Source organism: Allokutzneria oryzae, from assembly GCF_042429765.1.
GTDB lineage: Bacteria > Actinomycetota > Actinomycetes > Mycobacteriales > Pseudonocardiaceae > Allokutzneria > Allokutzneria oryzae.
This window is the reverse complement of record NZ_JBHLZU010000020.1, coordinates 101,900-126,597: the sequence shown is the minus strand read 5'-3', so window position 1 is coordinate 126,597 and position 24,698 is coordinate 101,900. Positions and strand designations below refer to the sequence as shown.

Below are 24,698 nucleotides of genomic sequence, written 5' to 3'. Positions count from 1 at the left end.
CGGGTTGGCCAAGCATCGAATAGTCGCTGCTCACACGCCTGCCGGCTGCGGAGTCGCCGACAGGGAGTCCAGGAACTTCGCGCACCAGTCCAGCAGCTCACGGTCCCGCAGCAGCGGCGCGCCGATCCGGCCGCCCGCGGCGCCCTCGGTCGGCCGGGGCAGCGACACGGTCTTCACGGCCGCCTTGTGCACGGCCTTGGGGTAGAGCCGCTTGAGCCGGACCGTCTGCGAGTCGCGCAGGTCCATCGGGGCGAAGCGCACGGTGCTGCCCTGCACCGCGACCTCGGTGATGCCGTGCCTGCGGCAGACGCTGCGGAATGCGGCGACCGCGAGCAGGTGCTCGACCGGCTTGGGCAGCTGGCCGTAGCGGTCGGTGAGCTCCTCGCGCACCGCCTCCAGCGCGGCGTCGTCCCCGGCGGCGGCGATCTTGCGGTAGGCCTCCAGCCGCAGCCGCTCCCCCGGCACGTAGTCGTGCGGGATGTGCGCGTCCACGGGCAGCTCGACCCGGACGTCGGCCAGCTCCTCGTCCTCCTCGCCCGGCCCGGCGCCCGCGTGCTTGCGGAAGGCCTCGACGGCCTCGCCGACGAGCCGCACGTAGAGGTCGAAGCCGACTCCGGCGATGTGCCCGGACTGCTCGGCACCCAGGATGTTGCCAGCGCCGCGGATCTCCAGGTCCTTCATCGCCACGGCCATGCCCGCGCCGAGCTCGGAGTTCTGCGCGATCGTCGCCAGCCGGTCGTGCGCCTGCTCGGTCAGCGGCTTCTCCGGCGGGTAGAGGAAGTACGCGTAGCCGCGCTCGCGGCCACGGCCGACGCGGCCGCGCAGCTGGTGCAGCTGGGACAGGCCGAGCATGTCGCCGCGCTCCACGATCAGCGTGTTGGCGTTGGAGATGTCCAGGCCGGTCTCGACGATCGTGGTGCAGACCAGGACGTCGTACTCGTTCTCCCAGAAGCCCTCGATGATCTTTTCCAGCCGATCCTCGTTCATCTGGCCGTGCGCGGTGACCACGCGGGCCTCCGGCACCAGCTCGCGGATCCGGCGCGCGGCCTTCTCGATCGAGCTGACCCTGTTGTGCACGAAGAAGACCTGGCCGTCGCGCAGCAGCTCGCGGCGGATCGCGGCGGCGACCTGCTTGTCGTCGTAGGCGCCGACGTAGGTCAGCACGGGATGCCGCTCCTCCGGCGGGGTGAGGATGGTCGACATCTCGCGGATGCCCGCCAGGCTCATCTCCAGCGTGCGCGGGATCGGCGTCGCCGACATGGTCAGCACGTCGACGTGCGTGCGCAGCGCCTTGATGTGCTCCTTGTGCTCGACGCCGAAGCGCTGCTCCTCGTCCACGATCACCAGGCCGAGGTCCTTGTAGCGCAGGCCGGTCTGCAGCAGCCGGTGCGTGCCGATCACCACGTCCACGTCGCCGTCGGCCAGCCCCGCGACGACCTGCTCGGCCTCGGCCGGGTCGGTGAACCGGGACAGCCCCTTGACCACCACGGGGAAAGCGCGCATCCGCTCGGTGAAGGTGTTGAGGTGCTGCTGCGCCAGCAGCGTGGTCGGCACCAGCACGACGACCTGCTTGCCGTCCTGCACCGCCTTGAAGGCCGCGCGCACCGCGATCTCGGTCTTGCCGTAGCCGACGTCGCCACAGATCACGCGGTCCATCGGGACCGCCTTCTCCATGTCCGCCTTGACCTCCTCGATCGCGCCCATCTGGTCGGCGGTCTCGACGTAGGCGAAGGCGTCCTCCAGCTCGCGCTGCCACGGCGTGTCCTTGCCGAAGGCGTGGCCGGGCGCGGACTGCCGGGCCGCGTAGAGCTGCACCAGCTCGGCCGCGATCTGCTTGACCGCCTTGCGCGCCTTGGCCTTGGTGTTCTTCCAGTCCGCCCCGCCGAGCTTGTTCAGCGTGGGCAGCTCACCGCCGACGTAGCGGGAGACCTCGTCGAGCTGGTCGGTCGGCACGAACAGGCGGTCACCGGGCTGGCCTCGTTTGCTGGAGGCGTACTCCAGGACCAGGTACTCCCGGGTCGCCCCGGCCACGGTGCGCTGGACCATCTCGATGTAGCGGCCGATGCCGTGCTGCTCGTGCACCACGTAGTCGCCGGTCTTGAGCGCGAGCGGGTCGACGGCGTTGCGGCGCTTGGACGGCATCCGCCGCATGTCCTTTGTGGACGTTCCACCGCGACCGCCGGTGAGGTCGGTCTCGGTGAGCACCACCAGTGCCACGTCCGGCGCGGAGAACCCGTCCTCCATGCCGCCGCAGACCACGGTGACCACCCCGGCCGCCGGCGCCTCGGTGAGCCCGTCCTGGGCGTGCACGGCCGGAACGTCGGCCTCGCGCAGCTGCTCGCACGCGCGCTGCGCGGTACCTGCGCCCGGCACCACGAGCACGCCCGCTCCCCCGGCAGCGGTGTGCGCGCGCAGGTCGGAGAAGGCGCGTTCGAGCTCGCCGTGATAGGCGTCGACCGGCTTCAGGGGCAGCTGCACGGCACCGGTCACGGGGCCGGAGGTGAACTGGCTCAGCGTCCACCACGGACGGCCGCTGGCGCGGGCGTGGTCGGCGATCTCGCCGAGCGAGCGGTAGGCCGTCGCGCCGAGGTCGATCGGCGCCGAGCCGCCACCGGCGGCCGCCATCCACGACGCCTCAAGGAACTCCTGGCCGGTGCGCACGAGGTCGTGCGCGCGGGTGCGGATCTTCTCCGGATCGGCGAGCAGCACGTGCGTGCCCTCGGGGACCACGTCGGTGAGCAGCTGGAGCTCGCCGGGCAGCAGCGCCGGGATCAGCGCCTCCATGCCCTCGCACGGGATGCCCTGGGCGAGCTTGGTCAGCATCTCCGCCAGGTGCGCGTCGCCGGCGTGCAGCTCGGCGAGCTTCGCGGCGCGCTCGCGGACCGGCGCGGTCAGCAGCAGCTCGCGGCACGGGGGCGCGTGCAGCTCGGCCAGCTCGTCGGGCAGCGACCGCTGGTCGGCGACGGAGAACGCGCGGATCTCGGAGACCTCGTCGCCCCAGAACTCCACGCGCACCGGGTGCTCCGCGGTCGGCGGGAAGATGTCGAGGATGCCGCCGCGCACGGCGAACTCGCCGCGCTTCTCGACCAGGTCGACGCGCGCGTACGCGAGGTCGACGAGCCGTTCGACCAGCTCGGCGAAGTCGTGCTCGGCACCGACGCGCAGTCGCACCGGCTCCAGCTCGCCGAGGCCGGGCGCCATCGGCTGGATCAGGCTGCGCACGGTCGAGACCACGACCTTGACCGGCGCCCCCTCCTCGGGGTGGGCGAGGCGGCGGAGCACGGTCAGCCGCTTGCCGACCGTGTCCGCGCGCGGGGACAGCCGCTCGTGCGGCAACGTCTCCCACGACGGCAGCGACACCACCACGTCCTGGCCGAGCAGGTCGCCGAGGGTCACGGTCAGCTCGTCGGCCTCCCGCCCGGTCGCGGTGACCACCAGCACGGTGCTGTTCGCGGCGAGCGTGGCGGCGACCAGCGCCCTGGCAGCCGGCGGCCCCTCCAGCTCCATCGAGGTGGTCCCGGCGGCCTCGGCCACCGAGCGCAGCGCCTCCGCCCGGCCGAGGGAGCTGAGCAGGCCGGACAACGATGCCGCCATCGTGACGTTCCCTTCACGTGCGAAGACCTTCGACCCGAGACTACGTCGTGGGTCGGACAGTGGCGCGCCGCGGCCGTTCAGCTCGCGTCGAGCGCGTCGAGCACGGCCTGCGCGCGCGACCTGGCCGCGTCGTTGAGATCGCCGTTGGGCAGCACGTGCAGCACGTCTCGCTCGACGGCGGCGAGGATCCGCTCCGCCGCGACGTCGGGGTCGATCATGGTGTCAGCGGCCGCCCGCAGTCCAGCGATTAGCTCGTCCATGGCGGCCTGGTCGGGCACGCTCGCACGGATCATCCGGTAGGGCTCGCTGTCCGGAGCGGCATCGAGCAGGGCGAAAACGCTCAGGGCCATCGGCGTCCGGACGAACCCGGGACACACGACGCTCACCCCGATCCCGGTGTGCCCGCGTGAAGCCAGCTCCAGCCGCAGCACCTCGGACAGCGCGACAACCGCGTGCTTGCTCGGGCCGTAGGCGCTCTGCGCGACGGAGACGCTCAACCCGGCGAGCGAGGAGGTGTTGACCACGTGCCCCCGCCCGGCCTCGATCAGCCTGGGCACGAACGCCCTGATCCCGTTCATCACCCCGAAGACGTTGACGTCGAAGGTTCGCCGCCACTCCGCGTCGGTGCTCTCCCACAGCGCCATGCCCCCGTCGCCGACCCCGGCGTTGTTGAACACGAGGTCGATCCGCCCGAAGTGCTCAACGGTCCGGTCGGCCACCGCGTTCACCGCCTCGGCGTCACTGACGTCCAGGACCGCGGTCAGCACCTGGCCTTCGTCGAACCCCGCCGCGACCTCCGCGAGCGCCTCCGCCCGCACGTCGACGAGCACGAGCCGCACGCCACGCGCGGCGAGCGCACTGGCGATGGCCCGCCCGATCCCGCTCCCCGCCCCACTGACATAGGCGACCTGTCCACTCTCAATGATCACTGGCCCGTTCTACCGCTCCCCGCGCACCGGTGACTACGCCGAGCGGTGGGCGTTCACTGCGGTCGTACGCGGCGCGGGGCAGCATGGACGGGTGACCAGGCGCAGTGGTGCGGTTCTCGCGGTTCTGGCGCTCGTCACCGGGTGCTCCGGGCAGGGCTCTCCCCAGCCGCAGGGCAATGCTCCCGCCGCGGGGAAGGCTCCGGCGTTGAAGGTGGAGGTCGTCACCGCCGGGTTGGAGCACGGGTGGGACGTCGGGTTCCTGCCCGACGGGAAGGCCCTGCTCACCCAGCGGCCCGGCAAGCTGACGCTGCTCTCCGGGACCACGCCGGGGGCGGTCGCGACCGAGGTCAGAGCCGACTTCTCCGACCTGTTCGCGCAGAGCGAGGGCGGGTTGATGAGCCTGCTCGTGCACCCCTCGTTCGCCACCAACCGGCGGTTCGTGACGTGCCAGACCACGCGGGCCGACACCCGGCTGGTCACCTGGCGGCTCTCGGAGGACGGGACGAGCGCCGAGCGGACCGGGGATCTGCTCACCGGGATTCCCGTCAGCTCCGGGCGGCACTCCGGGTGCCGGATGGAGCTGGCGGGCGACGGGTCCCTGCTGGTCGGGACCGGGGACGCCGCACGGGCCGACTCCGCGCAGGACCGCGGCGGGCTGGGCGGCAAGGTGCTGCGCATCGACATGGAGACCGGCGGACCCGCGCCGGGCAACCCGTTCGCGGCCTCGGCGAACCCCCGCGAACGTCTACTGTGGACATTCGGGCACCGCAACGTGCAGGGGTTGGCCAGGCGACCGGGGACCGACCAGGTGTTCTCCGTCGAGCACGGGCCGGACGTCGACGACGAGGTGAACCTGGTGCGAGCGGGCGGGAACTACGGATGGGACCCGTCGCGGGGCGGGACCGTCGGCGGGTACGACGAGGACGTGCCGATGACAGATCTCCGGCGCTTTCCCGACGCGGTCACCGCGAAGTGGAGTTCGGGGTCGCCGACCGAGGCGTTGTGCGGCGCGGCCTTCCTGTCCGGCCCGATCTGGGGCGATCTCGACGGGACGCTCGCGGTGACCGCGCTCAAGGGCAGCAAGCTGGTGCTGTTCAGCCTCGATCCCGAGGGCGCGGTGCGCCAGGTCTCCACCCCGGCCGAGCTCAACGACACCCACGGCAGGCTGCGCGCCGCGCGGCTCGGCCCCGACGGCGCGTTGTACGTGACCACCTCCAACGGCGCCGACGACAAGCTGCTCCGGGTCAGCCGATGACCACGCGGCGCTGGCTCGACCTGCTCACCGGCGGTGATGCGGCCGATCCCACCGACCCCCTCATCGCCGCCGCGGTCGAACGCGCCGAGAGGAGGGCAACCACCCTTCTGTCCACTATGGACAGATCGCCGGGGAGGACGTCCCTGTGGCCGGACCTCGCGGGCCCCGGGATCGAGCAGACCACCGCCTCGTTGTCCCGGCTCCGCGCGATCGCCCTGTCACCCGGGCACCAGGACACGGTCACCGAGGCGCTGGAGTGGATCTCGCGCAACCGCTACCGCGAGGACATGGACGAGGTCGGCAACTGGTGGGAGTGGGAGATCGGCGTCCCCAACCTGCTGCTCGACACCCTCGTGCTGACCGGAGCACGGGTCCCCGCGCTGCTGCGCGCGGTGCGGCGGTTCGTCCCCGACCCGACGCGGCGCACCGCCAACCCCAGCGAGGAGGAGACCGGCGCGAACCGGGCCGACAAGGCCTACATCCACCTCCGGCGCGGGCTGCTCACCGACGACGCGAAGCTCGTCGAGCAGGCGCGCCGCGCCCTCGACCAGGTCTTCGAGTACGTGACCACGGGCGACGGCTTCTACCGCGACGGCTCGTTCGTGCAGCACCAGCGGCACGCCTACACCGGGACCTATGGCGTCGTCCTGCTCAGCAGCGTGGCGCGAACCCTTGCGGTGCTCGGCGACCCGATCCCGGAGACCGTGCGGCGATGGGTGTTCGACAGCTTCGAGCCGATCACCTTCCGTGGCCAGGTCATGGCGTTCGTCCGCGGCCGTTCGATCACCAGGAGCACCGACGACCACGCCTGGGGCCGCCAGCTCGTGAGCGCGCTGACCCTGTTGCCGGGCAAGCGGATCGGCTCCCTCGTCGGCAGCCTCACCCAGTCCGGGGTCTACCAGCGGACGGCGAGTGTCGCCGAGCTCGTCCTGCTGCGCAAGGCGATCGCGGGCGCACCGAGCCGCGGTCCCGTCATCTCCCACCACACCTTCGCGAGCATGGACCGCGTCGTGCACCACCGCGGCGGCTGGGTGTTCGCGGTTGCGGCCAGGAGCAACCGGATCAACGGCTACGAGTCGGGCAACGGGGAGAACCTGCGCGGCTGGTACACCGGCGAGGGCATGACCTACCTCTACAACTCGGACCTGACGCACTACTCGGGCGGCTACTGGGCGACGATCGACCCGTACCGGCTGCCGGGCACCACGACCGCGACCGAGGCGACCCACCCCAGGACCGCGGCCGACCACCTGTGGTTCGACGGGTTCCGCGGGCCGGACGCGTGGGTCGGCGGGGCCACGCTCGACCGCGACACCGGCAGCTTCGGGATGCGCTTCACCGCGGGCCCGGACCAACTCGACCACGGCCGCCCTGGCGCGCCGAACTCGTTGCGGGGCACCAAGTCCTGGTTCATGTTCGACGACGAGATCGTGGCGCTGGGCGCGGGCATCACCAGCGAGGACGGCGAGATCATCACCACCGTCGAGAACCGCAGGACGTCCTCGGCGTTCACCACGGGACCCGGCTGGGCGCACCTGGCCGGGGTCGGCGGATACCTCTTCCCCGCCGACAGCCGGGTTCGCACCGAGCACGGCGCGTTCGCCGTCCTGCTGTTCGACCACGGCCGGAACCCGCGGTCGGCCACCTACGAGTACGTGCTGCTCCCCGGGCTCACCGCGGCGGAGACCGAAGCGCGCGCCAAGGCCCCGAAGTCCTTGGTGCTGCACAACAACGCCAGGGTCCAAGCGGTCCGGCACGGCGACACGCTCGCGGTGAACTTCTACGAGCCCGGTGCCGTCGAGGACCTGCGGAGCGCGAACCCCGCGGCGGTGGTGCTCGGCCGGAGCGCGCTGGCGATCTCGGACCCGACGCGGTCGCAGGAGCCGTTGGTGGTGGACGTGTTCCGCCCCGGCCTGCGGGTGACGGGTGCCGATCCGGGGGTGCTGGTGACCAGGCTGCCGCGCGGGCTGCGGGTCACCGTGGACGCCGCCGAGGGACGGACCTACCGAGTCCTGTTCGAGCGGTGAGGGTCAGGACCGGACGCGGCGCTTGGGCTTGTGGTCCAGGTGGGACAACCCGTTCCAGCACAGGTTGACCAGGTGCGCGACGACCTCGTCCTTCTTCGGCTTGCGCGCCTCAAGCCACCACTGACCGGTCAGCGCGACCATGCCCACCAGGGCCTGCGCGTACAGGGCGGCCAGCTTCGCGTCGTAGCCGCGGGAGGAGAACTGCTGGCCGAGGATGTCCTCGACCTGGCTGGCGATGTCGTTGAGCAGGCTGGAGAACGTGCCCGTGCTCGCCGCGACCGGTGAGTCGCGCACCAGGATGCGGAAGCCGTCGGTGGAGTCCTCGATGTAGTCCAGCAACGAGCTGGCCGCGCGCTCCAGCAGCTCCCTGGGGTGGTCGGCGACCGAGAGCGCCTTGACCATGCCGTCGAGCAGGACCTGCATCTCGCGGTCCACGACGACGGCGTAGAGCCCTTCCTTGCCGCCGAAGTGCTCGTACACAACGGGCTTGCTCACCCCGGCGCGGTGCGCGACCTCCTCGATGGAGGTCCCGTCGAAGCCCTTCTCCGCGAACAGCTTCCTGCCGACGTCCAGCAGCTGCTGGCGCCTCTCCTTGCCGGTCATCCGTACCCGGGCCACCGGAGTTCCCCCTCCTGCGACCCGATCACACACCCCGTCGGAGCTGTCGCAAGTGACTGTGGCGACAAGCTTATGCGCTTGGCCAACGTATTACCGGGGACCCCTGCGCTCAGGGATCCCCGGTTCGGACGCACTCAGTGCTCGACGGTGATGCGGGCGAGCCGGGCCTCGGTGGGCCAGCGGACGTTCCACACCCAGCCGAACTTCTCGAAGATCCAGATCAGCCGCGCCGAGGTGTCGATCTGGCCGCGCTTGACGCCGTGCCGGGCCGAGGTCGGGTCGGCGTGGTGCAGGTTGTGCCAGGACTCACCGAAGGACAGGATCGCCAGCGGCCAGAAGTTCGCCGCCTTGTCCTTGGACTTGAACGGCCGCTCACCGATCATGTGGCAGACCGAGTTCACCGACCAGGTCACGTGGTGCAGCACCGCGATGCGGACCAGACCGGCCCAGAAGAACGCGGTGACCGCGCCCCACAGGGACCAGGTGATCAGGCCGCCGAGCAGCGCGGGCAGGCCGAGGCTGAGCACGACCCAGAGCACGAAGAGCTTGTCGACGCGGCGGATGTCCTTGTCCGCCAACAAGTCCGGGGCGAAGCGCTCGGCGTTGGTGACGTCGCGGCGCAGCATCCAGCCCATGTGGGCGTGCCAGAAGCCCTTGGTCAGCGCCCACGGCGAGGTGCCGTAGAGCCACGGCGAGTGCGGGTCGCCCTCCTTGTCGGAGAACGCGTGGTGCCGCCGGTGGTCGGCGACCCAGTGCAGGATCGGGCCCTGCACGGCGCTGCTGCCCGCGATGGCGAGCGCGATCCGCAGCCAGCGCTTGGCCTTGAAGGAGCCGTGGGTGAAGTAGCGGTGGTAGCCGACGGTCACACCGAGGCCACCGATGTAGTAGAAGACCAGCGCGAGCGCGACGTCCACCCAGCCGAGACCCCAGCCCCACGCGAAGGGGACGGCCGCGACCAGCATCAGAGTCGGGATGATCACGAACGCGAAGACGACGATCTGGCCGACACGGCCGCGGGGCTCATCGAACATCGGCTTCGGGCCGCGCGCGTTCTCGGTCCCGGAACGGTCGATCCCGGAGCGCGCTGCGGGCTCGGATGTCAGTGTCATGCGTTGGCTACCTCATCACTTCGGCACCGGCGAGTCCGTGCGACTCTTCCTACGGCTACGGAACCGTAACCTACGCAAGCGTAAGTTGAGCGTGAGGCACCCGTCACCCCTCCCGTGACAACTCGCGGCGTGTCGCCTCAAATCGGGCGTGTCGGGCGTGGATGCGCGTCGCCGCGCAGACTTTTCGAGGTCGCACACCACCCGCACGGGCGATCCCGGATGATCCGGGGATGACGACCTCGCCCGTCACGGAGCCCGTGGTGGTGGACCCGGGACCGAGACGCACCTCCCTGCGCCGGCGCGCGACCCTCTTCCTGCTGGTCATCGCGCTGCTGCTGAGCGCGGGAGCGGCGGGCGGCTCGTACTACTACTCCTCTGTGCTGGTCGTCCCGGACCACTCCGCGGACCAGTACTACGACGAGGTGCTCGCGGTGCGCGACGCCGAAGGCGTGAAAAGCGTCACGCTGACCGACACCAGGGCCACCGGCCGCCAGGGGACCTGGGACATCCGGTGGGCCACTCCGGAGTCCCGTCCGGGTGCCGGCGCCGCCCAGGTCGGCGAGATCCTCAGCAGGGGCGACGGCCGGGTGGAGCGCCGGATCCTCAGCGGCTCCGCGCCGCCCGTCGGCACCCTGGTCCGGGTCGACACCGACGTGTGGGGCAGCGGCAACCCGCGCACCGCGTTCGGGCTGAACTTCAGCGAGGTGCAGGTACCGACCGAGCTCGGCAACGCCAAGGCCTGGTACGTGGGCCCGCCTGCCGGGACCGAGCCGGACACCTGGGTGATCGCGGTGCACGGGCACAACGCCAGCTACACCGAGGCGCTGCGGATGGTCGGGCCGCTGCACCGGGCGGGCCTGGCCTCGCTCTCGGTGAGCTACCGCAACGACGTGGACGGCCCCACCTCCGCGGACGGGCTGCTCCACCTGGGTGAAACCGAGTGGCGCGACGTCGAGGCCGCCATGCGCTTCGCCCAGGGCAACGGGGCCAAGCGGTTTGTGCTCTACGGCTACTCCATGGGCGGGGCCGTGGTCGAGCAGCTGCTCGCCAGGTCCCAGCTGGCGTCGAGCGTGGTCGCGGTCGTGCTGGACTCGCCGGTGGTGAGCTGGACCCAGACGCTGTACTTCCAGGCGGAGCAGCGCGGCCTGCCGACCTTCCTGGTGCCGCTCACCACGACCATCAGCACCTGGCGCACCGGCGTGGACTTCGACCGCTTCGACCTGGTGAACCGGCCTCCGGCGGTCAAGCCGGAGACCCTGCTGCTGCACGGCGACGCGGACGAGTCGGTGCCGGTGGCCGCCGCGCGCGAGCTGGCATGGGCCGCGGGCAGGCTCGGCTGGCCGCTGCGCTACGTGGAGATGCCGGGGGCCGAGCACGTCGCGCTGTGGAACCACGACCGCGCGACCTACGAGCGGACGGTGACCGGGTTCATCACCGGCTCCCTCGCGACCGCGGGCCGCTGACCGGGGAAAATCCGTCCGAAAACAGCCAGAAGTGTGGCCTGGCTGCCACGAACGGCGCGCGCATGCCACCATGTGGTTGCGTGCGGTAGCGATGCCGTTCGCGATATCGCCCACTGATCCGCCGTGGTGTAACGGCAGCACCTCAGATTTTGGTTCTGATGGTTCAGGTTCGAATCCTGGCGGCGGAGCGGACGGGTCCTCCCGGTGCCATCGGGTACCGGGAAGCGGCCCGGCACGGTGCCCACGACCATGTCGTGGCTGTTCACAAGGGGGGTGGATGCGCCTGCAGCAGGAGACCGGCGTCGACGGTCCCGCGCACCGCCCGGAACAGCCGCGCTCGGAGCAGCCCCGCCCGGACGAGCAGTACCCGGACCGGCCCGACAAGCAGCAGGACGCCGCACCGCCCGCCCTGGCCGAGGTCTCGGACGCGTGGCTGGTCGGCCGCGCCCGCGAGCTGACCGCCGTCGCGCAGTCCAGCGACCTGGAGGCCCAGCTCGCCATCGCCCGTGAGGCCGACGACCTGCTCGTGGAGGCCCAGCGCCGCGGCGAGCCGAGGATGGTCGCGCAGATCCTGCGGTCCTCGGTGATCGTCCGGCTGGTCACCCCCGGCCTGTGCGAGCTGGCCGACCCGCTGCTGGAGGAGCTGCTCAGCCACACCGGCAGGCACGGGCTGCTGGTGCTGCAGGCCGACGCGCACGCGCTGGCCGGCCGCCGCGCGCTGATGTCCGGCTACGAGGACACCGCGCTGTCGGAGGCCGCGACCGCGCTGGCGATGCTGGAGGACGAGCCGGTCCCGGACATCCTGCTCGGGCCGCGCCAGTGGGAGCGGCTGCTGTCGGCGACGCTGGTCGACATCGGCCTCGTGCTCACCCAGCTCGGCGTCTACGAGCTGGCCGACGACGTGCTGGCGCGGGCGCACCGCTGCGTCCGGGAGAACGGCGGGCCGCACGAGATCGCCGTGCACATGATCAACCGGGTCCGGCTGCAGCTGGGCTGGGGCCTGCGGCTGGAACGGGTCGGCAAGGGCGAGGACGCGCTCGACCGGTTCGCGACGGCCTCCGCGCTCGCGGTGTCGGTGGAGGGGCCGTGGCGGGAGTCGCTGTTCCCCCGCCGCAGCGACCGGCCCGCCGCCGTGCAGGTGCCGATGCTCGGCGCGGCGCACGCGCTGGCCCGGCCGGGACCCGAGCACATCGGACCGCTGGAAGAGCTGCTCACGGTGTCGATGTACCCCAGGGAGCTGATCGTCACCGCGATAGCGCTGTCGCGCTGCCTGGAGATCGCCGGGCGGGACGAGGAGGCGCAGCGGGTCCTCGGCACCACGCGCAAGCAGCTCGAACACGACACCAGCGAACCCACGCTGGGGCTGTGCCTGGTCCGCGAGTACGCGCGGCTGTGCGGCCCGGACGGCGGGCGTGAGACGAGCACGGCGCTGGAGGCCTACGCGACCGCGCTGGAGCACGAGCTGTGGACGCTGCGCGAGGCGCGGGTCGCCACACTGCTGACGCGGCTGGAGCACGAGCGCCTGAGCCGCGAGCACGGCGCGATAGCGCAACAGGCGCTGCAGGACCCGCTGACCGGGCTGCCGAACCGCCGCGCGCTGGACGAGCGGATGGACGCGCTCGTCGCGACCCCGTCTGCCTACCCGCTGTCGGTGGCGCTGGTGGACCTCGACGGCTTCAAGATCGTCAACGACCGCTGCTCGCACGCCGAGGGCGACGACGTGCTGCGGGTGATCGCCAGCACGCTGCGCGACGCGTTGCGCGGCGACGACCTGGTCGGCCGGTACGGCGGCGACGAGTTCGTGGTGCTGCTGCCCGGCGCTCCGCTCGGTGCGGCCGAGGCGGCGCTGTCCAGGGCGGTCGATGCGGTCTCCCGGCTGCCGCTGGACTTCTCCCGCGGGGTCACGCTGTCCATCGGCGTGGTCTCCGTCCGGCCCGCCGAGACACCGGGCCAGGCGCTTGCCCGAGCGGACGCCGCGATGTACCAGGCCAAGCGCCAGGGCGGCTGCCGCGTCGCGGTGAGCGGGGCCGACATCGCCGACGACCTGCCGCATTCGCCCAGCTGGGTGCCACCGCCCTGCCCCTGAGCGGCCACAGCGGTGAAATGGACCCGGCAGGTTTTCACTTTCCTGATCCAGTTGTGGTGCTTGCCACAGCGCGCACCCTAGAGTGCGGTGGTCCGATCGGAGCAGGAGATCTTCGCAAGGGGGTGCCGCCTGTGCCCCGCAACCGGAGCGGCACCCACGTCACCCAGACAGCCCAATGGACCGACGCGCGCCTGAACGAGCGCGGAAACGTGTTGCTCGCTCGCGCCCAGAGCGCCCCGATGACCGAACGGTGGGCCATCCTCACCGAGGTCGACGAGCTGCTCGCGGAAGCGAGGAGGATCGCCTCCGGCGAGGTCCTCGCGGCGACCCTGCGCCGCGCGCTGCTGCTGCGGCTGCTCACCGATCCGCGTGACGACCTGATCGACCCGCTGCTCGACGAGCTCGACGCCACCGCGCGCGCCCACGACCTGCTGCTGTACGAGATCCACCACTACGCGCTGCGCGGGCGGTTCGCGGTCCGCAAGGCGTTGCAGAGCGACGCCCTGGTCGCCGTGGCCCGCGGGCTGGCGATCCTGGCCGACCCGCTCGACCCGCCGGAGGGCACCCCCGGCGCCGCGTGGGGCAAGAAGGTCGCCTGCGCGCTGCTGACGCTCAGCGGGGCCCTGTCCTGCCTCGGCACGTACGAGCTTGCCGAGGAGACCCTGGAGCACGCCGGGCACCACGTCCCCGACGAGGACGCCCACCAGCGCACCGTGCTCACGGTCAACCGGCTCTGCCTGATGGTGGACTGGGGCCTGCGGCTGGAGCGCGCCGGCTTCGCCGAGCAGGCCGCCGAGCGCTTCGCCGCGGCCGAGCGGCTGGCGCACGAGGCGGAAGCGCTGTGGAGCCGGTCGCTGTTCGCGGAGCGCTCCTCCGGCAAGGCCGCCGACGAGGTCGGTGCGATCGCGGTCGGGCTCGCACTGGCCGCCCCTGGAGCCTCCCACGTCGACCGGCTGCTGCGGCTGCGCGAGTCGATGCACGACACGAGCGATCTGATCCACGTGACCATCGCGCTTGCCAGGTGCCTGGACGACCCGAGTACGGGGATCGCGTTGATCAGCGACCTCCAGCGCGAGCTCAAGGACGGCACCGAGGCGCGGCTGCTGCGGCTCACGCTGAGCTGGGAGCACGCGCGGCTGTTCGCCGTCCGCGAGGGCGTCGACCCCTCGGACAGCCCTGCCTACCAGCACGTGGCCGCGATGGAGGAGTACCTGTGGGGGGCCCGGCTGGCGCTGATCGGCACCATCCGGGCCCGCGTCGAGCACGAACGGCTGGCGAGGGTGCACGGCGCGGTGACGAGGCAGGCGCTGCAGGACCCGCTCACCGGGCTGGCCAACCGCAGGGGTCTCGCCGAGTGGATGCGCGCGGCGGCGGGCGCCCCCGGCAGACCGCAGACGATGGTCGCGGTGCTCGACCTCGACGGGTTCAAGCCGGTCAACGACCGGTACAGCCACCTGGTCGGCGACCAGGTGCTGCGCGCGGTCGCCGAGACGGTGCGCGGCGCGGTCCGGGCGGACGACCTGGTGGCCCGCTACGGCGGCGACGAGTTCGTGGTGGTGCTGCCGGGCGCGAACACCGAGCAGGCGCGCGTGGCGCTGGAGCGGGCGGTGCACGCGGTCGCGGCGCTGCCCAGGCAGGTCGGCCACGGTGTGACGTTGTCCGCCGGGCTGACCGACCTCCGGGGCGAGGAGACGGCCGAGGAGACCCTCCGCCGGGCCGACGCCACGATGTACGTGGCCAAACACCGAGGTGGCAACCGGGTGGCCGTCACCTGACGACGCCGGGTCACGCCGGCGGCGGGTCCCCGTAGGATCGCCCCCGCCGGGGTCACCGGTTGGGCCCCGGGTGCGAAGTTGCGAACGACCCAAGGAGAGCTCTGATGCCCCAGGGCGCACCCGCCCCAGGCTCCTCCAGTGAGGCCACCACCCCCGGACCGGTCAACGCGATCGTGCTCGCCGCAGGCGAAGGCACCCGAATGCGCTCGGCCACCCCGAAGGTGCTGCACCCGCTGGCCGGACGGCCGCTGATCGAACACGCAGTCCGGGCCGCTGCCGGCCTGGACCCCGCGCACCTCGTCGTGGTCGTCGGCCACGGCAGGCAGGCGGTCGGCGAACGGCTGGAGAGCATCGGCCAGCAGCTCGACCGCAAGATCGTCGCTGCCGTGCAGGACAAGCAGAACGGAACCGGGCACGCGGTCGGCTGCGCGCTCGCCGCGCTGCCCGCCGGCGCCGACGGCACCGTCCTGGTGACCTACGGCGACGTCCCGCTGCTGGACACCGCGACCCTGCGACGGCTGCTGACCGAGCACAGTGAGCAGGGCAACGCCGTGACGGTTCTCACCGCCGTGGTGCCCGATCCGTCCGGTTACGGCCGGGTGCTGCGGGCCGAGGACGGCAGCGTGCTCGGCATCGTCGAGCAGAAGGACGCCACCGAGCAGCAGCGCGCGGTCCGCGAGATCAACTCCGGTGTGTACGCCTTCGACGCGGCGGTGCTGCGCGACGGGCTCGGCCGGATCTCCACCGCCAACGCGCAGGGCGAGCTCTACCTCACCGACGTGCTCGGCATCGCCCGCGGCGACGGCCGCCGGGTCGGCGCACTGGTGTGCGACGACGTCTGGCTGGTGGAGGGCGTCAACGACCGCGTCCAGCTCGCCACGCTCGGCGCGGAGCTCAACCGGCGGCTGGTCCAGCGCTGGATGCGCGAGGGCGTCACGGTCACCGACCCGGCCACGGTCTGGCTGGACGCCGACGTCGAGCTCGGCCGCGATGTCGTGCTCGAACCGAACGTGCAGCTGAAGGCGGGAACGCAGGTCAACGAGGGTGCGCTGGTCGGTCCGGACACCACCCTGAGCAACTGCGTGATCGGCGCAGGCGCCTCCGTCGTGCGCACCCACGGCACCGACGCGGAGATCGGCGAGCGGGCCACCGTCGGCCCCTTCGCCTACCTGCGCCCCGGCACGAGGCTCGGCGTCAAGGGCAAGATCGGCACCTTCGTGGAGACCAAGAACGCCACGATCGGCGAGGGCTCCAAGGTGCCCCACCTGACCTACGTCGGCGACGCCACCATCGGCGAGCACAGCAACATCGGCGCGGCCACCGTCTTCGTCAACTACGACGGCGTCTCCAAGAGCCACACCACCATCGGCTCGCACGCCCGCACCGGCGCGGACAACATGTTCGTCGCCCCGGTGACCGTCGGCGACGGCGCCTACACCGCGGCCGGTTCGGTGATCACCGCCGACGTCCCGCCGGGCGCGATGGGCGTCGCCAGGGCGAAGCAGCGCAACGTTGAGGGATGGGTCACACGCAGGCGTTCCGGCACGCCGGCGGCCGACGCCGCGCAGCGAGCACTGGCGGCGAACAGCGATGATGTGGCCGGCAACGACGCGGAGGACGGGAAGTGAACGACATGACCGTGAGCGTGAGCGCGATGTCGGCGACACCGAAGAAGAGCCTGATGCTCTTCGCCGGACGCAGCCATCCCGAGCTGGCCGAGGAGGTGGCCAAGCACCTGGACGTGACGATCACCCCGCAGGCCGCCTACGACTTCGCCAACGGCGAGATCTTCGTCCGGTTCGAGGAGTCGGTGCGCGGCTGCGACGCCTTCGTCATCCAGAGCCACGCCGCCCCCATCAACCAGTGGGTGATGGAGCAGCTGATCATGGTGGACGCGCTCAAGCGCGCCAGCGCCAAGCGGATCACCGTGATCATGCCCTTCTACCCCTACGCCAGACAGGACAAGAAGCACCGCGGCCGTGAGCCGATCTCGGCGCGGCTGATCGCCGACCTGTTCAAGACCGCGGGCGCCGACCGGATCATGACCGTGGACCTGCACACCGCGCAGATCTCCGGCTTCTTCGACGGCCCGGTCGACCACCTGCTGGCCATGTCGTTGCTGGCCAACCACGTCCGCGCCAAGTACACCGACGTGGACCTCACGGTGGTCTCCCCCGACTCCGGCCGCACCAAGCTGGCGGAGAAGTGGGCGGACACCCTCGGCGGCTGCCCGATCGCGTTCATCCACAAGACCCGCGACCCCCTCAAGCCCAACCAGGTGGTGGCCAACCGCGTCGTCGGCGAGGTCAAGGGCCGGACCTGCGTGGTGATCGACGACATGGTCGACACCGGCGGGACCATCGCCAAGGCGGTCGAGCAGCTGCTCGCCGAGGGAGCGGCCGACGTGATCATCGCGGCCACCCACGGCGTGCTCTCCGGCCCGGCCACCGAGCGCCTGTCCAACTGCGGCGCCAAGGAGGTCATCTTCACCAACACGCTGCCGATCCCGGACGAGCGCCGCTTCCCCGGCATGACCGTGCTGTCCATCGCGCCCCTGCTGGCCAAGGCGATCCACCAGGTCTTCGACGACGGTTCGGTGACCAGCCTGTTCGACGGTGAGGCGTAGGCCACACCCGGGGAACCGATGCGGTGCCGGGCCCGTCACCTGGCCCGGCACCGCGGCACGACCTACGGAGAAACATGATTGTCTGGACCGGCTGGGGCATCCTGGCCCTGCTCATCGCGGCACTCGGCGGAGGCGGAGGCAGCGGCATCGGCGTGGCGCTCGGCGGCCGCAGCGACGCCCCCAACCTCGGCACCGTGATCGGCCTGGCACTGGCCGCGGTGGCGATCTGGTTCGTCGGCCAGCGGCTGAACCGGCCGGTCCAGGGCTTCGACCAGAACACCGGCCAGCCCGTGCTCTACCGCAACCGGCACCGGCTGTTCTGGGTGCCGATGCAGTACTTCGGCCCGATCCTGGGTCTGGCCGCGCTCGGCGTCGGGATCAGCATGCTGTTCTGAGCCGCTCACGCGAAAGGGCCCCGTCGATCTTGGTGGGGCCCTTTTCCTTGCGGTTCCCCGGGTTGGGGGATTGCGGAAAACAGCCCCCGGTTAGGCCCTGGGAAAACCACGGCCTACACTTGCCGGGTTGTCTCGGCGAGGTCGGGTCGTCGCACCTGGCGTGATCGACGCGGCGGCTCATCGGCCGCGCGCATCCACACCACCCGCGCCGCCCGCCGCCGCAGACCGCCGACTACGAAGTTGATCACCCGACGTCGCAAGGGAGCACCACCGTGTCCGAGGTCCGTCTCGCAGCCGAGCCGCGCACCGAGTTCGGCAAGGGTGCCGCTCGCCGCACCCGTCGCGCAGGCAAGATCCCCGCGGTCCTCTACGGCCACGGTTCCGACCCCAAGCACGTGGCCCTGCCCGCGCTGGAGTTCGCCCGCGTGCTGCGCAACCACGGCACCAACACCGTGCTGTCGCTGGAGCTGGCCGAGGGCAGTGAGCTCGCGCTCACCAAGACCGTCACCACGCACCCGCTGCGCAACTACATCGAGCACGTCGACCTGCTGCTGGTCCGCCGTGGCGAGAAGGTCACCGTCGACGTCACCGTCACCGTCACCGGCACCGCCGCCGCCGGCACCCTGATCACCCAGGAGGCCACGGAGATCCAGGTCGAGGCCGACGCGCTGAACATCCCCGAGGGCTTCGAGGTCTCGGTCGAGGGCGCCGCGGTCGGCACCCAGATCCTGGCGGGCGCGGTCGAGCTGCCCGCGGGCGTCACCCTGGTGACCGACCCGGAGGCGCTGCTCGTCAACGTCGTGGCCTCGCCGAGCGCCGCGCAGATGGAGGCCGCTGTCGACGCCGAGGGCGCCGGCGTGGTCGAGGACGCTCCGGAGAGCTCCGAGAGCTGATTCCCGCCCAGACGTCGGGCACACTGCACTGCTGACGGCGCGTCGCCCGCGAGGGGCGGCGCGCCGTTTCGTTTCCCAGGGAGAGGGTCATGGTCGGCACGGACGGGCTGGCGCTGGTGGTCGGCCTCGGCAACCCGGGCCCCGGCTACGCGGGCAACCGGCACAACATCGGCTTCCTGGTGCTCGACGAGCTGGCCGGGCGGATCGGCGGGAAGTTCAAGGCGCACAAGGCGGGCGCCGAGGTGCTGGAGGGCAGGCTCGCCGGGCACCGCGCCGTGCTGGCCAAGCCCCGCTCGTACATGAACCTCTCCGGCGGCGCCACGGCGGGCGCGGCCCGGTTCTACAAGGTGGACCCGGGCGCGGTGATCGTGGTCCACGACGAGCTGGACCTGCCGTTCGGCCAGGTGCGCCTGAAGCTCGGCGGCGGCGAGAACGGCCACAACGGCCTGCGCAGCATCTCCAAGTCCCTCGGCACCAAGGACTACCTGCGCGTCCGCTTCGGCATCGGCAGGCCCCCCGGCAGGATGGACCCGGCGGACTTCGTGCTCAAGGACTTCTCCAGCACCGAGCGCAAGGAGCTGGCCTTCGCCATCGACCTGTGCGCCGACGCGGTCGAGGGTCTGGTCTCATCGGGCCTGGAGGCTGCTCAGAACCGCTTCCACCCGCTCTCCTAACGCGTCCTGGCGGCTCGCAGCAGCCCGGCGAGCAGGGCGGCGATGTTCCACGCGTCGTCCACCCCGCGGTGGTGCGTGCCCTCCAACGACAGCCCGGCCAGCTCGACCGCGCGGTCCATGCCGACCTCGGCGGTGAGGTTGTGCGCGAGCGCGAAGAGCGTCTTCACGTTGATGTGGCGCGGGCCGAACGGGTACGGGGTCCCGGTCGCGTCGCACTGCCGCTGGAACTGCTTGCGGTCGTAGTCGCCGTAGCTCGCCCACACCAGGTCCCGCGCGCCGAAGTCCTCGCGCAGCGAGGCACATGCGTCCACAAAGGACAGTCCACTCGCGACATCGGCGGCGGTGAGCGTGGTCAGCTCGGTGCAGAACGGACTGACCTCGGAACGCTCGGGCCGGACCAGGACGGCCCTGCGCTCCCCGCGTTCCAGGGTCGCGGTGTCCAGCACGCAGACCCCGATCTCGATGATCTCGCTGACCTGCCCCCGCGGCGGCGCCCCGTCCCAGCAGGTCGCCTCGACATCGACCACGAGCACCCGCGCCAGGCTCCTCTTCCCCACGACGCCGCAGAGTACGTCCCCACGCCGCCGCCGTACTCGCGTTTTGTCACCTTGATGCGCAAAAGAACGCTCCCAAATCGCATCAAGGTGACAAAACGCGAAATCCCGGCCGCGCCAGCCCGGGATGAGTGGCGCGGCCGGAGGAGTGATGGGGCTACGAGGGGATGAACTTGCGGGCCTCGGTGCGGCGGAGCTTGCCGGACGGGGTCTTCGGCAGCGTGGCGGGCGGCAGCACCACGACCGCGGCAGGACGGACGCCGACGGCGTCCATCACGCGGGCCGCGATCTCCTTGCTCATCGCGCTCTCCGCAGCCGCGTCCCCGGCGTGCTTGGACTCCACCGCGACCGCGAACCGCTCACGCCGGTCACCCGCGTCCAGCCGGACCGCGACCGCGTTGCCTGCGCGGACACCGTCCACCGAGCCCGCCGCGCGCTCCACGTCGGTCGGGTAGATGTTGCGGCCGCCCATGATGATCACGTCCTTGCGACGCCCGCACACCACCACCTGACCGTCCACCAGGTAGCCCTCGTCGCCGGTGTTGAGCCAGCCCTCACTGTCCTTCGTGGCCAGTGGACCGCCCGTGGTGAGGTAGCCGTCGGTGACCGCGTTCCCCCGGATGCGCAGCTCACCGACCTCGCGGTCGGCCAGCACCCGGCCGTCCTCGCCGACCGCCTGCACCTCAAGGCCTGGCAGCGGCGGACCGAGCAGCGGGAACTCACGGGCCTTGACCCCGCCCTCGACGGGGACGGCGATGTGCTTGTCCGCCAAGGCTTCCGCGTCGATCCTGTCCACCTTGAGCCCGGTGTCCAGCGGCGCGAAGGACACACCGAGCGTCGCCTCCGCCATGCCGTACGCGCTCACCATGCACTCCGGCCTCAGCCCGAAACGCGCACCCGCGTCGGTGAAGCCGCGCACCGAGGCGGGGTCGATCGGCTCGGCTCCGTTGAGCGCGAAGCGCAGCGTGGACAGGTCGATCGCCCCATCATCCAGTGTGGACAGACGTCGGCCCGCGACCGCGTAGCCGAAGTTCGGCGCTGCGGTCACGGTGCCGCGGTGCCTGCTGATCAGCTCTAGCCACATCAGCGGCCGTGCGACGAACTCCGCTGGCGATGCCTTGACCAGCTCCGCGCCGAGCACCATCGGCACGGTGAAGAAGCCGACCATGCCCATGTCGTGGAACAGCGGCAGCCACGAGACGAGCACGTCGGAGTCGGCGTCCAGCTTCGCCGCCGTCACCATCGCCTGGATGTTCGCCCACAGGCCGCCGTGGCTGATCCGCACGGCCTTGGGGTCCGACGTCGAACCGCTGGTGAGCTGGAGCAGCGCGACATCGTCCTCGCCGGTGGCGACGGGCGAGGCGAGCGGCTCGGGGTGCGCGCGCAGCTCCTCGATCAACAGGAACTCGATGCCGTGGTGGCGCAGTGTGTCGGCGAGGGCGTCGAAGGGCGCGCCGAGCAGCACCCGCCGCGCGCCGATCATGGCGAGCACCTTGATGGTGTCCTCGGCCCACACGGCGAGGTCGGTGCGCGGTGTGGGCTGGTGCAGCATGGTCACACTGCCCCCGGCCAGCCAGCTCGCCTGCACGGCGACGGCGATCGGCGCGGGGTCCGCCGCGAGCACGGCGAGCGAGTCGCCCTTGCGCACCCCGGCCGTGACGAGCGCGGCGGCGACCCTGGCGGACTCCTCGTGCACCTCGCCCCAGGTCCGTCGCTGCGGGGAGGCGGGAACGCCGGTGGTCAGGCCGCGGTCGGTGGCGCGCGCCCTGCTCACCAGTGCGTCGATGAACTGGCTCATGGTTTCGGAGCCTAAGCCAGTCGATCGATCAGTGGACAGCGGTTCGAATCAACCTGCTTCAACCACTTCGGCCGCGGCCATCCACTGCTCCTCGACCTCGGCCTGCTCGGCCTTGACCGCGCGCAGCTCGGCGTCGAGCTCCACCAGCTTGTCCACATCGGAACCCGCCGCGACCAGCTGCTCCTCGATCTTGGCGCTCTTGCTGTCCAGCTGCGCGAGCTTGCGCTCCAACCGGGACAGCTCCTTGCGGGCCGCGCGCTGGTCACCGGCGGAGGACTTGGGCTTCGCCTGGTCGGCGGGTGTGACGGTGCCGGAACCGACCGATGACGCAGTCCCCGCGGCACGCATGGCCGCACGCCGCTTCAAGTACTCCTCGATACCGCCGACCAGCTTGGTGATCTGCCCGTCGCCGAAGAGCGCCACCACGGTGTCGCAGACCCGTTCCACCAGGTAGCGGTCGTGCGAGACCACGATCATGGTGCCCGGCCACGAGTCGAGCAGGTCCTCCAGCTGCTGGAGGGTGTCGATGTCCAGGTCGTTGGTGGGCTCGTCGAGCAGCAGCACGTTCGGCTCGGACATCAGCAGCCGGGTCAGCTGCAGCCGCCTGCGCTCACCACCGGAGAGGTCGCCGACCGGCGTCCACTGACGGCTGGCGGGAAAGCCCATCCGCTCGGCCAGCTGCGACGCGGAGAGCTCGTACTTGCCGAGCACCACCCGGCGCGCCACCTCCTCGACCGCCTCCAGCACCCGCATGTCCATCGGCAGGTCCAGCAGCTCCTGCGTCAGGTGCGCCAGCCGCACGGTCTGGCCCTGCTTGCGCGTGCCGCCGTCGAGCTCGCGCTCCCCGGCCAGCGCCCGCAGCAGCGTGGTCTTGCCGGAGCCGTTCACCCCGACGAGGCCGATCCGGTCGCCGGGACCGACCAGCCAGGTCGTCTTCTCCAGCAGCGTGCGCCCGTCCGGGATGCGCAGCGTGGCGTCCTCGATGTCGATCACGGTCTTGCCGAGCCTGCGCTTGGCGAAGCTCATCAGCTCCACGCTGTCCCGCAGCGGCGGCACGTCGGCGATCAGCGCCTCGGCGGCCTCGATCCGGAACCGCGGCTTCGAGGTGCGCGCCGGGGCTCCCCTGCGCAGCCACGCGAGCTCCTTGCGGGCGAGGTTCTGCCGCTTCTCCTCCAGCACGGCGGCGAGCCTGGCCCGCTCCGCCCGCGCGAAGATCCAGTCGGCGTAGCCGCCCTCGTACTGCTCGATCGAGCCGTTGACGACCTCCCACGTGCGGGTGCACACGGTGTCCAGGAACCAGCGGTCGTGGGTGACGACCACCAGACCGCAGCGCCGCCCGCCGAGGTGGTCGGCCAGCCACTGCACGCCTTCGACATCGAGGTGGTTCGTGGGCTCGTCGAGGATGATCAGGTCGAGGTCGCGGACCAGCGCGGCGGCCAGCGCGACCCGGCGCCGCTCGCCGCCGGAGAGCGGGTCGATCACGGTGTCCAGGCCAAGCTCGCTGACGCCGAGCCCGTCCAGCACCGACCGCACCTTGGCGTCCGCGGCCCACTCGTGCTCGGCGTCGAAGCCGAGCGGGTCGATCACGTTCTGCCGGATCGTCGAGCCCTTGGGCAGCTCGCTGCGCTGGGTGACGACGGCGAAGTTCAGGTCGCGGTTGTGGCTGACCCGCCCGGAGTCCGGCGGCTCCAGCCCGGCGAGGATCTCCAGCAGGGTGGTCTTGCCGCCGCCGTTGAGCCCGACCACGCCGATGCGGTCACCCTCGCCGACTCCCAGCGAGACGCCGTCCAGCAGCTGGCGGACGCCGAAGCTCTTGCTGACGGACTCAAGGTTGACCAGGTTCGCCATTGATCCTCACATCGGGGAACGCACACAAGAACGCGGGGAAGGGCTACGCGTGGACCTCGGGCGGGACGGGTCGCGGCGTGTCGTCGCCGCCGATGACCCTGGCCCCGTGCACCGGTCCCTGCGCGACCCGAACGCTACGGCAGACGCCCGCGCCGGAGAGCTCCGCGGCCACCCGGACCGCCGAGTCCGCGTCGGTGCACAGGAAGGCGCAGGTCGGCCCCGAGCCGGAGACGATGCCCGCCAGCGCGCCCGCGTCCACCCCGGCGCGCAGGGTGCGGCGCAGGGTCGGCCGCAGCGACACCGCGGCGGCCTGGAGGTCGTTGCCCAGCAGCAGCGCCAGCTGGCGCGGGTCGCCGGTGGCCAGCGCTTCGAGCACCGGCTCGACCGAACCGACCCGGGGCGGGCGGCCGTCGGCGCGCAGCCGGTCGAGCTCGGCGAAGACGGTCGGGGTGGACAGGCCGCCCTTGTCCAGCGCGATCACCCAGTGGAAGGTGTGCCTGGTCAGCACGGGGACCAGCCGCTCGCCCCTGCCCGCTCCGAGCGCGGTCCCTCCCTGCAGGCAGAACGGTACGTCGCTGCCGAGCGTCGCGGCGATCTCGGAGAGCTCGTCGCGGCCGATCTCCATCCGCCACAGCGCGGCGGCGGCGACCAGCGCGGCGGCCGCGTCGGCGCTGCCGCCCGCCATGCCGCCCGCGACCGGGATGCCCTTGCGGATCACCACGCGGACCCTGGGGTCGTCCGGGTCGCGGCCCGCGCGCTCGGCGAGGGCCTCGACCGCCCGCCACGCGAGGTTGGACGCGTCGTCGGGCACCAGCTCGGCGCCGTCCCCGACGATCTCGATGCCCGGCTCGTCGGCCTGGGCGACGGTGACCTCGTCGTTGATGGACAGGGCCTGGAAGACGGTCATCAGCTCGTGATAACCGTCTTCGCGCAGGTCACCGACTGCCAGGTGGAGGTTCACCTTGGCAGGCGCACGGACGGTGACAGGGGGCGGGACCACGGCAAGCACCCTGCCAGCCTACGGCCCCTCGCCCCCTGCTCACGTCCTCGGCGG

General features: G+C 71.7%; 18 protein-coding genes and 1 tRNA gene. 11 read left to right on the top strand and 8 right to left on the bottom strand.

The features are described from left to right. Window positions 1-30 precede the first annotated feature (30 nt). Together mfd and ACFFQA_RS24980 are read right to left on the bottom strand one after the other, a co-directional pair. The gene (mfd, locus tag ACFFQA_RS24985; RefSeq protein WP_377856910.1) at window positions 31-3,594 is read right to left on the bottom strand and encodes a transcription-repair coupling factor; all 3,564 of its coding nucleotides are present in this window, start codon (window positions 3,592-3,594) and stop codon (window positions 31-33) included. 77 nt (window positions 3,595-3,671) lie between these two features. Further along, window positions 3,672-4,523 carry an SDR family oxidoreductase gene (locus tag ACFFQA_RS24980; protein WP_377856908.1) on the bottom strand — a complete coding sequence of 284 codons (852 nt, stop codon included), beginning with the start codon at window positions 4,521-4,523 and terminating at the stop codon, window positions 3,672-3,674. Here ACFFQA_RS24980 and ACFFQA_RS24975 point away from each other — a divergent pair. Both ACFFQA_RS24975 and ACFFQA_RS24970 read left to right on the top strand, forming a co-directional pair. Further along, window positions 4,519-5,778 (top strand): PQQ-dependent sugar dehydrogenase, encoded by a 1,260-nt coding sequence (locus tag ACFFQA_RS24975; RefSeq protein ID WP_377857681.1) that lies wholly within the window; start codon window positions 4,519-4,521, stop codon window positions 5,776-5,778. The genes ACFFQA_RS24980 and ACFFQA_RS24975 overlap by 5 nt on opposite strands. Next, the gene (locus ACFFQA_RS24970) at window positions 5,775-7,805 is read left to right on the top strand and encodes a polysaccharide lyase 8 family protein (RefSeq protein WP_377856905.1); all 2,031 of its coding nucleotides are present in this window, start codon (window positions 5,775-5,777) and stop codon (window positions 7,803-7,805) included. Before ACFFQA_RS24975 ends, ACFFQA_RS24970 begins: the two co-directional genes overlap by 4 nt. A gap of 3 nt (window positions 7,806-7,808) precedes the next feature. Here the strand turns inward: ACFFQA_RS24970 and ACFFQA_RS24965 are convergent, their stop codons facing one another. Both ACFFQA_RS24965 and ACFFQA_RS24960 read right to left on the bottom strand, forming a co-directional pair. After that, entirely contained in the window at window positions 7,809-8,408 is a 600-nt protein-coding gene (locus tag ACFFQA_RS24965; protein WP_377857679.1) for a TetR/AcrR family transcriptional regulator, read from the bottom strand. Between the two features lie 149 nt (window positions 8,409-8,557). Then, on the bottom strand, window positions 8,558-9,532 hold the full coding sequence (locus ACFFQA_RS24960) for an acyl-CoA desaturase (protein ID WP_377856903.1): 975 nt from the start codon (window positions 9,530-9,532) through the stop codon (window positions 8,558-8,560). A 230-nt stretch (window positions 9,533-9,762) separates the two neighbouring features. On the opposite strand from ACFFQA_RS24960, the gene ACFFQA_RS24955 reads away from it, so the two are divergent. From ACFFQA_RS24955 to pth, 9 genes are all read left to right on the top strand, one after another. Continuing rightward, window positions 9,763-10,995, top strand: a complete 1,233-nt coding sequence (locus ACFFQA_RS24955) for an alpha/beta hydrolase family protein (RefSeq protein WP_377856900.1) — start codon at window positions 9,763-9,765, stop codon at window positions 10,993-10,995. A gap of 117 nt (window positions 10,996-11,112) precedes the next feature. Beyond that, a tRNA-Gln gene (locus tag ACFFQA_RS24950) sits at window positions 11,113-11,183 on the top strand. A gap of 89 nt (window positions 11,184-11,272) precedes the next feature. Continuing rightward, a complete protein-coding gene (locus ACFFQA_RS24945) occupies window positions 11,273-13,081 on the top strand; it encodes a sensor domain-containing diguanylate cyclase (protein WP_377856897.1) in 1,809 nt (602 codons plus the stop codon). Window positions 13,082-13,320: 239 nt separating this feature from the next. Further along, complete coding sequence (locus ACFFQA_RS24940; protein WP_377856894.1) at window positions 13,321-14,856, top strand: GGDEF domain-containing protein; 1,536 nt, start codon at window positions 13,321-13,323, stop codon at window positions 14,854-14,856. Between the two features lie 104 nt (window positions 14,857-14,960). Then, window positions 14,961-16,484, top strand: coding sequence for a bifunctional UDP-N-acetylglucosamine diphosphorylase/glucosamine-1-phosphate N-acetyltransferase GlmU (gene glmU / locus ACFFQA_RS24935; protein WP_377856891.1), 1,524 nt, complete (start codon window positions 14,961-14,963; stop codon window positions 16,482-16,484). A 17-nt stretch (window positions 16,485-16,501) separates the two neighbouring features. Beyond that, window positions 16,502-17,482, top strand: coding sequence for a ribose-phosphate diphosphokinase (locus ACFFQA_RS24930; RefSeq protein ID WP_512699667.1), 981 nt, complete (start codon window positions 16,502-16,504; stop codon window positions 17,480-17,482). Window positions 17,483-17,556: 74 nt separating this feature from the next. Then, a complete protein-coding gene (locus ACFFQA_RS24925) occupies window positions 17,557-17,877 on the top strand; it encodes a hypothetical protein (protein ID WP_377856889.1) in 321 nt (106 codons plus the stop codon). 272 nt (window positions 17,878-18,149) lie between these two features. Further along, window positions 18,150-18,770 carry a 50S ribosomal protein L25/general stress protein Ctc gene (locus tag ACFFQA_RS24920; protein WP_377856887.1) on the top strand — a complete coding sequence of 207 codons (621 nt, stop codon included), beginning with the start codon at window positions 18,150-18,152 and terminating at the stop codon, window positions 18,768-18,770. 89 nt (window positions 18,771-18,859) lie between these two features. Next, a complete protein-coding gene (pth, locus tag ACFFQA_RS24915; RefSeq protein WP_377856885.1) occupies window positions 18,860-19,444 on the top strand; it encodes an aminoacyl-tRNA hydrolase in 585 nt (194 codons plus the stop codon). Here the strand turns inward: pth and ACFFQA_RS24910 are convergent. From ACFFQA_RS24910 to ACFFQA_RS24895, 4 genes are all read right to left on the bottom strand, one after another. After that, the gene (locus ACFFQA_RS24910) at window positions 19,441-20,001 is read right to left on the bottom strand and encodes a 3'-5' exonuclease (RefSeq protein WP_377856882.1); all 561 of its coding nucleotides are present in this window, start codon (window positions 19,999-20,001) and stop codon (window positions 19,441-19,443) included. The two genes, pth and ACFFQA_RS24910, sit on opposite strands and share 4 nt — an antisense overlap. Before the next feature lie 154 nt (window positions 20,002-20,155). Then, a complete protein-coding gene (locus ACFFQA_RS24905; RefSeq protein WP_377856879.1) occupies window positions 20,156-21,796 on the bottom strand; it encodes a fatty acyl-AMP ligase in 1,641 nt (546 codons plus the stop codon). A gap of 48 nt (window positions 21,797-21,844) precedes the next feature. Next, window positions 21,845-23,644: an ABC-F family ATP-binding cassette domain-containing protein gene (locus tag ACFFQA_RS24900; RefSeq protein ID WP_377856876.1), complete on the bottom strand. Its 1,800-nt coding sequence runs from the start codon at window positions 23,642-23,644 to the stop codon at window positions 21,845-21,847. 43 nt (window positions 23,645-23,687) lie between these two features. Then, the gene (locus ACFFQA_RS24895; protein WP_512699665.1) at window positions 23,688-24,653 is read right to left on the bottom strand and encodes a 4-(cytidine 5'-diphospho)-2-C-methyl-D-erythritol kinase; all 966 of its coding nucleotides are present in this window, start codon (window positions 24,651-24,653) and stop codon (window positions 23,688-23,690) included. Window positions 24,654-24,698: the final 45 nt, after the last annotated feature.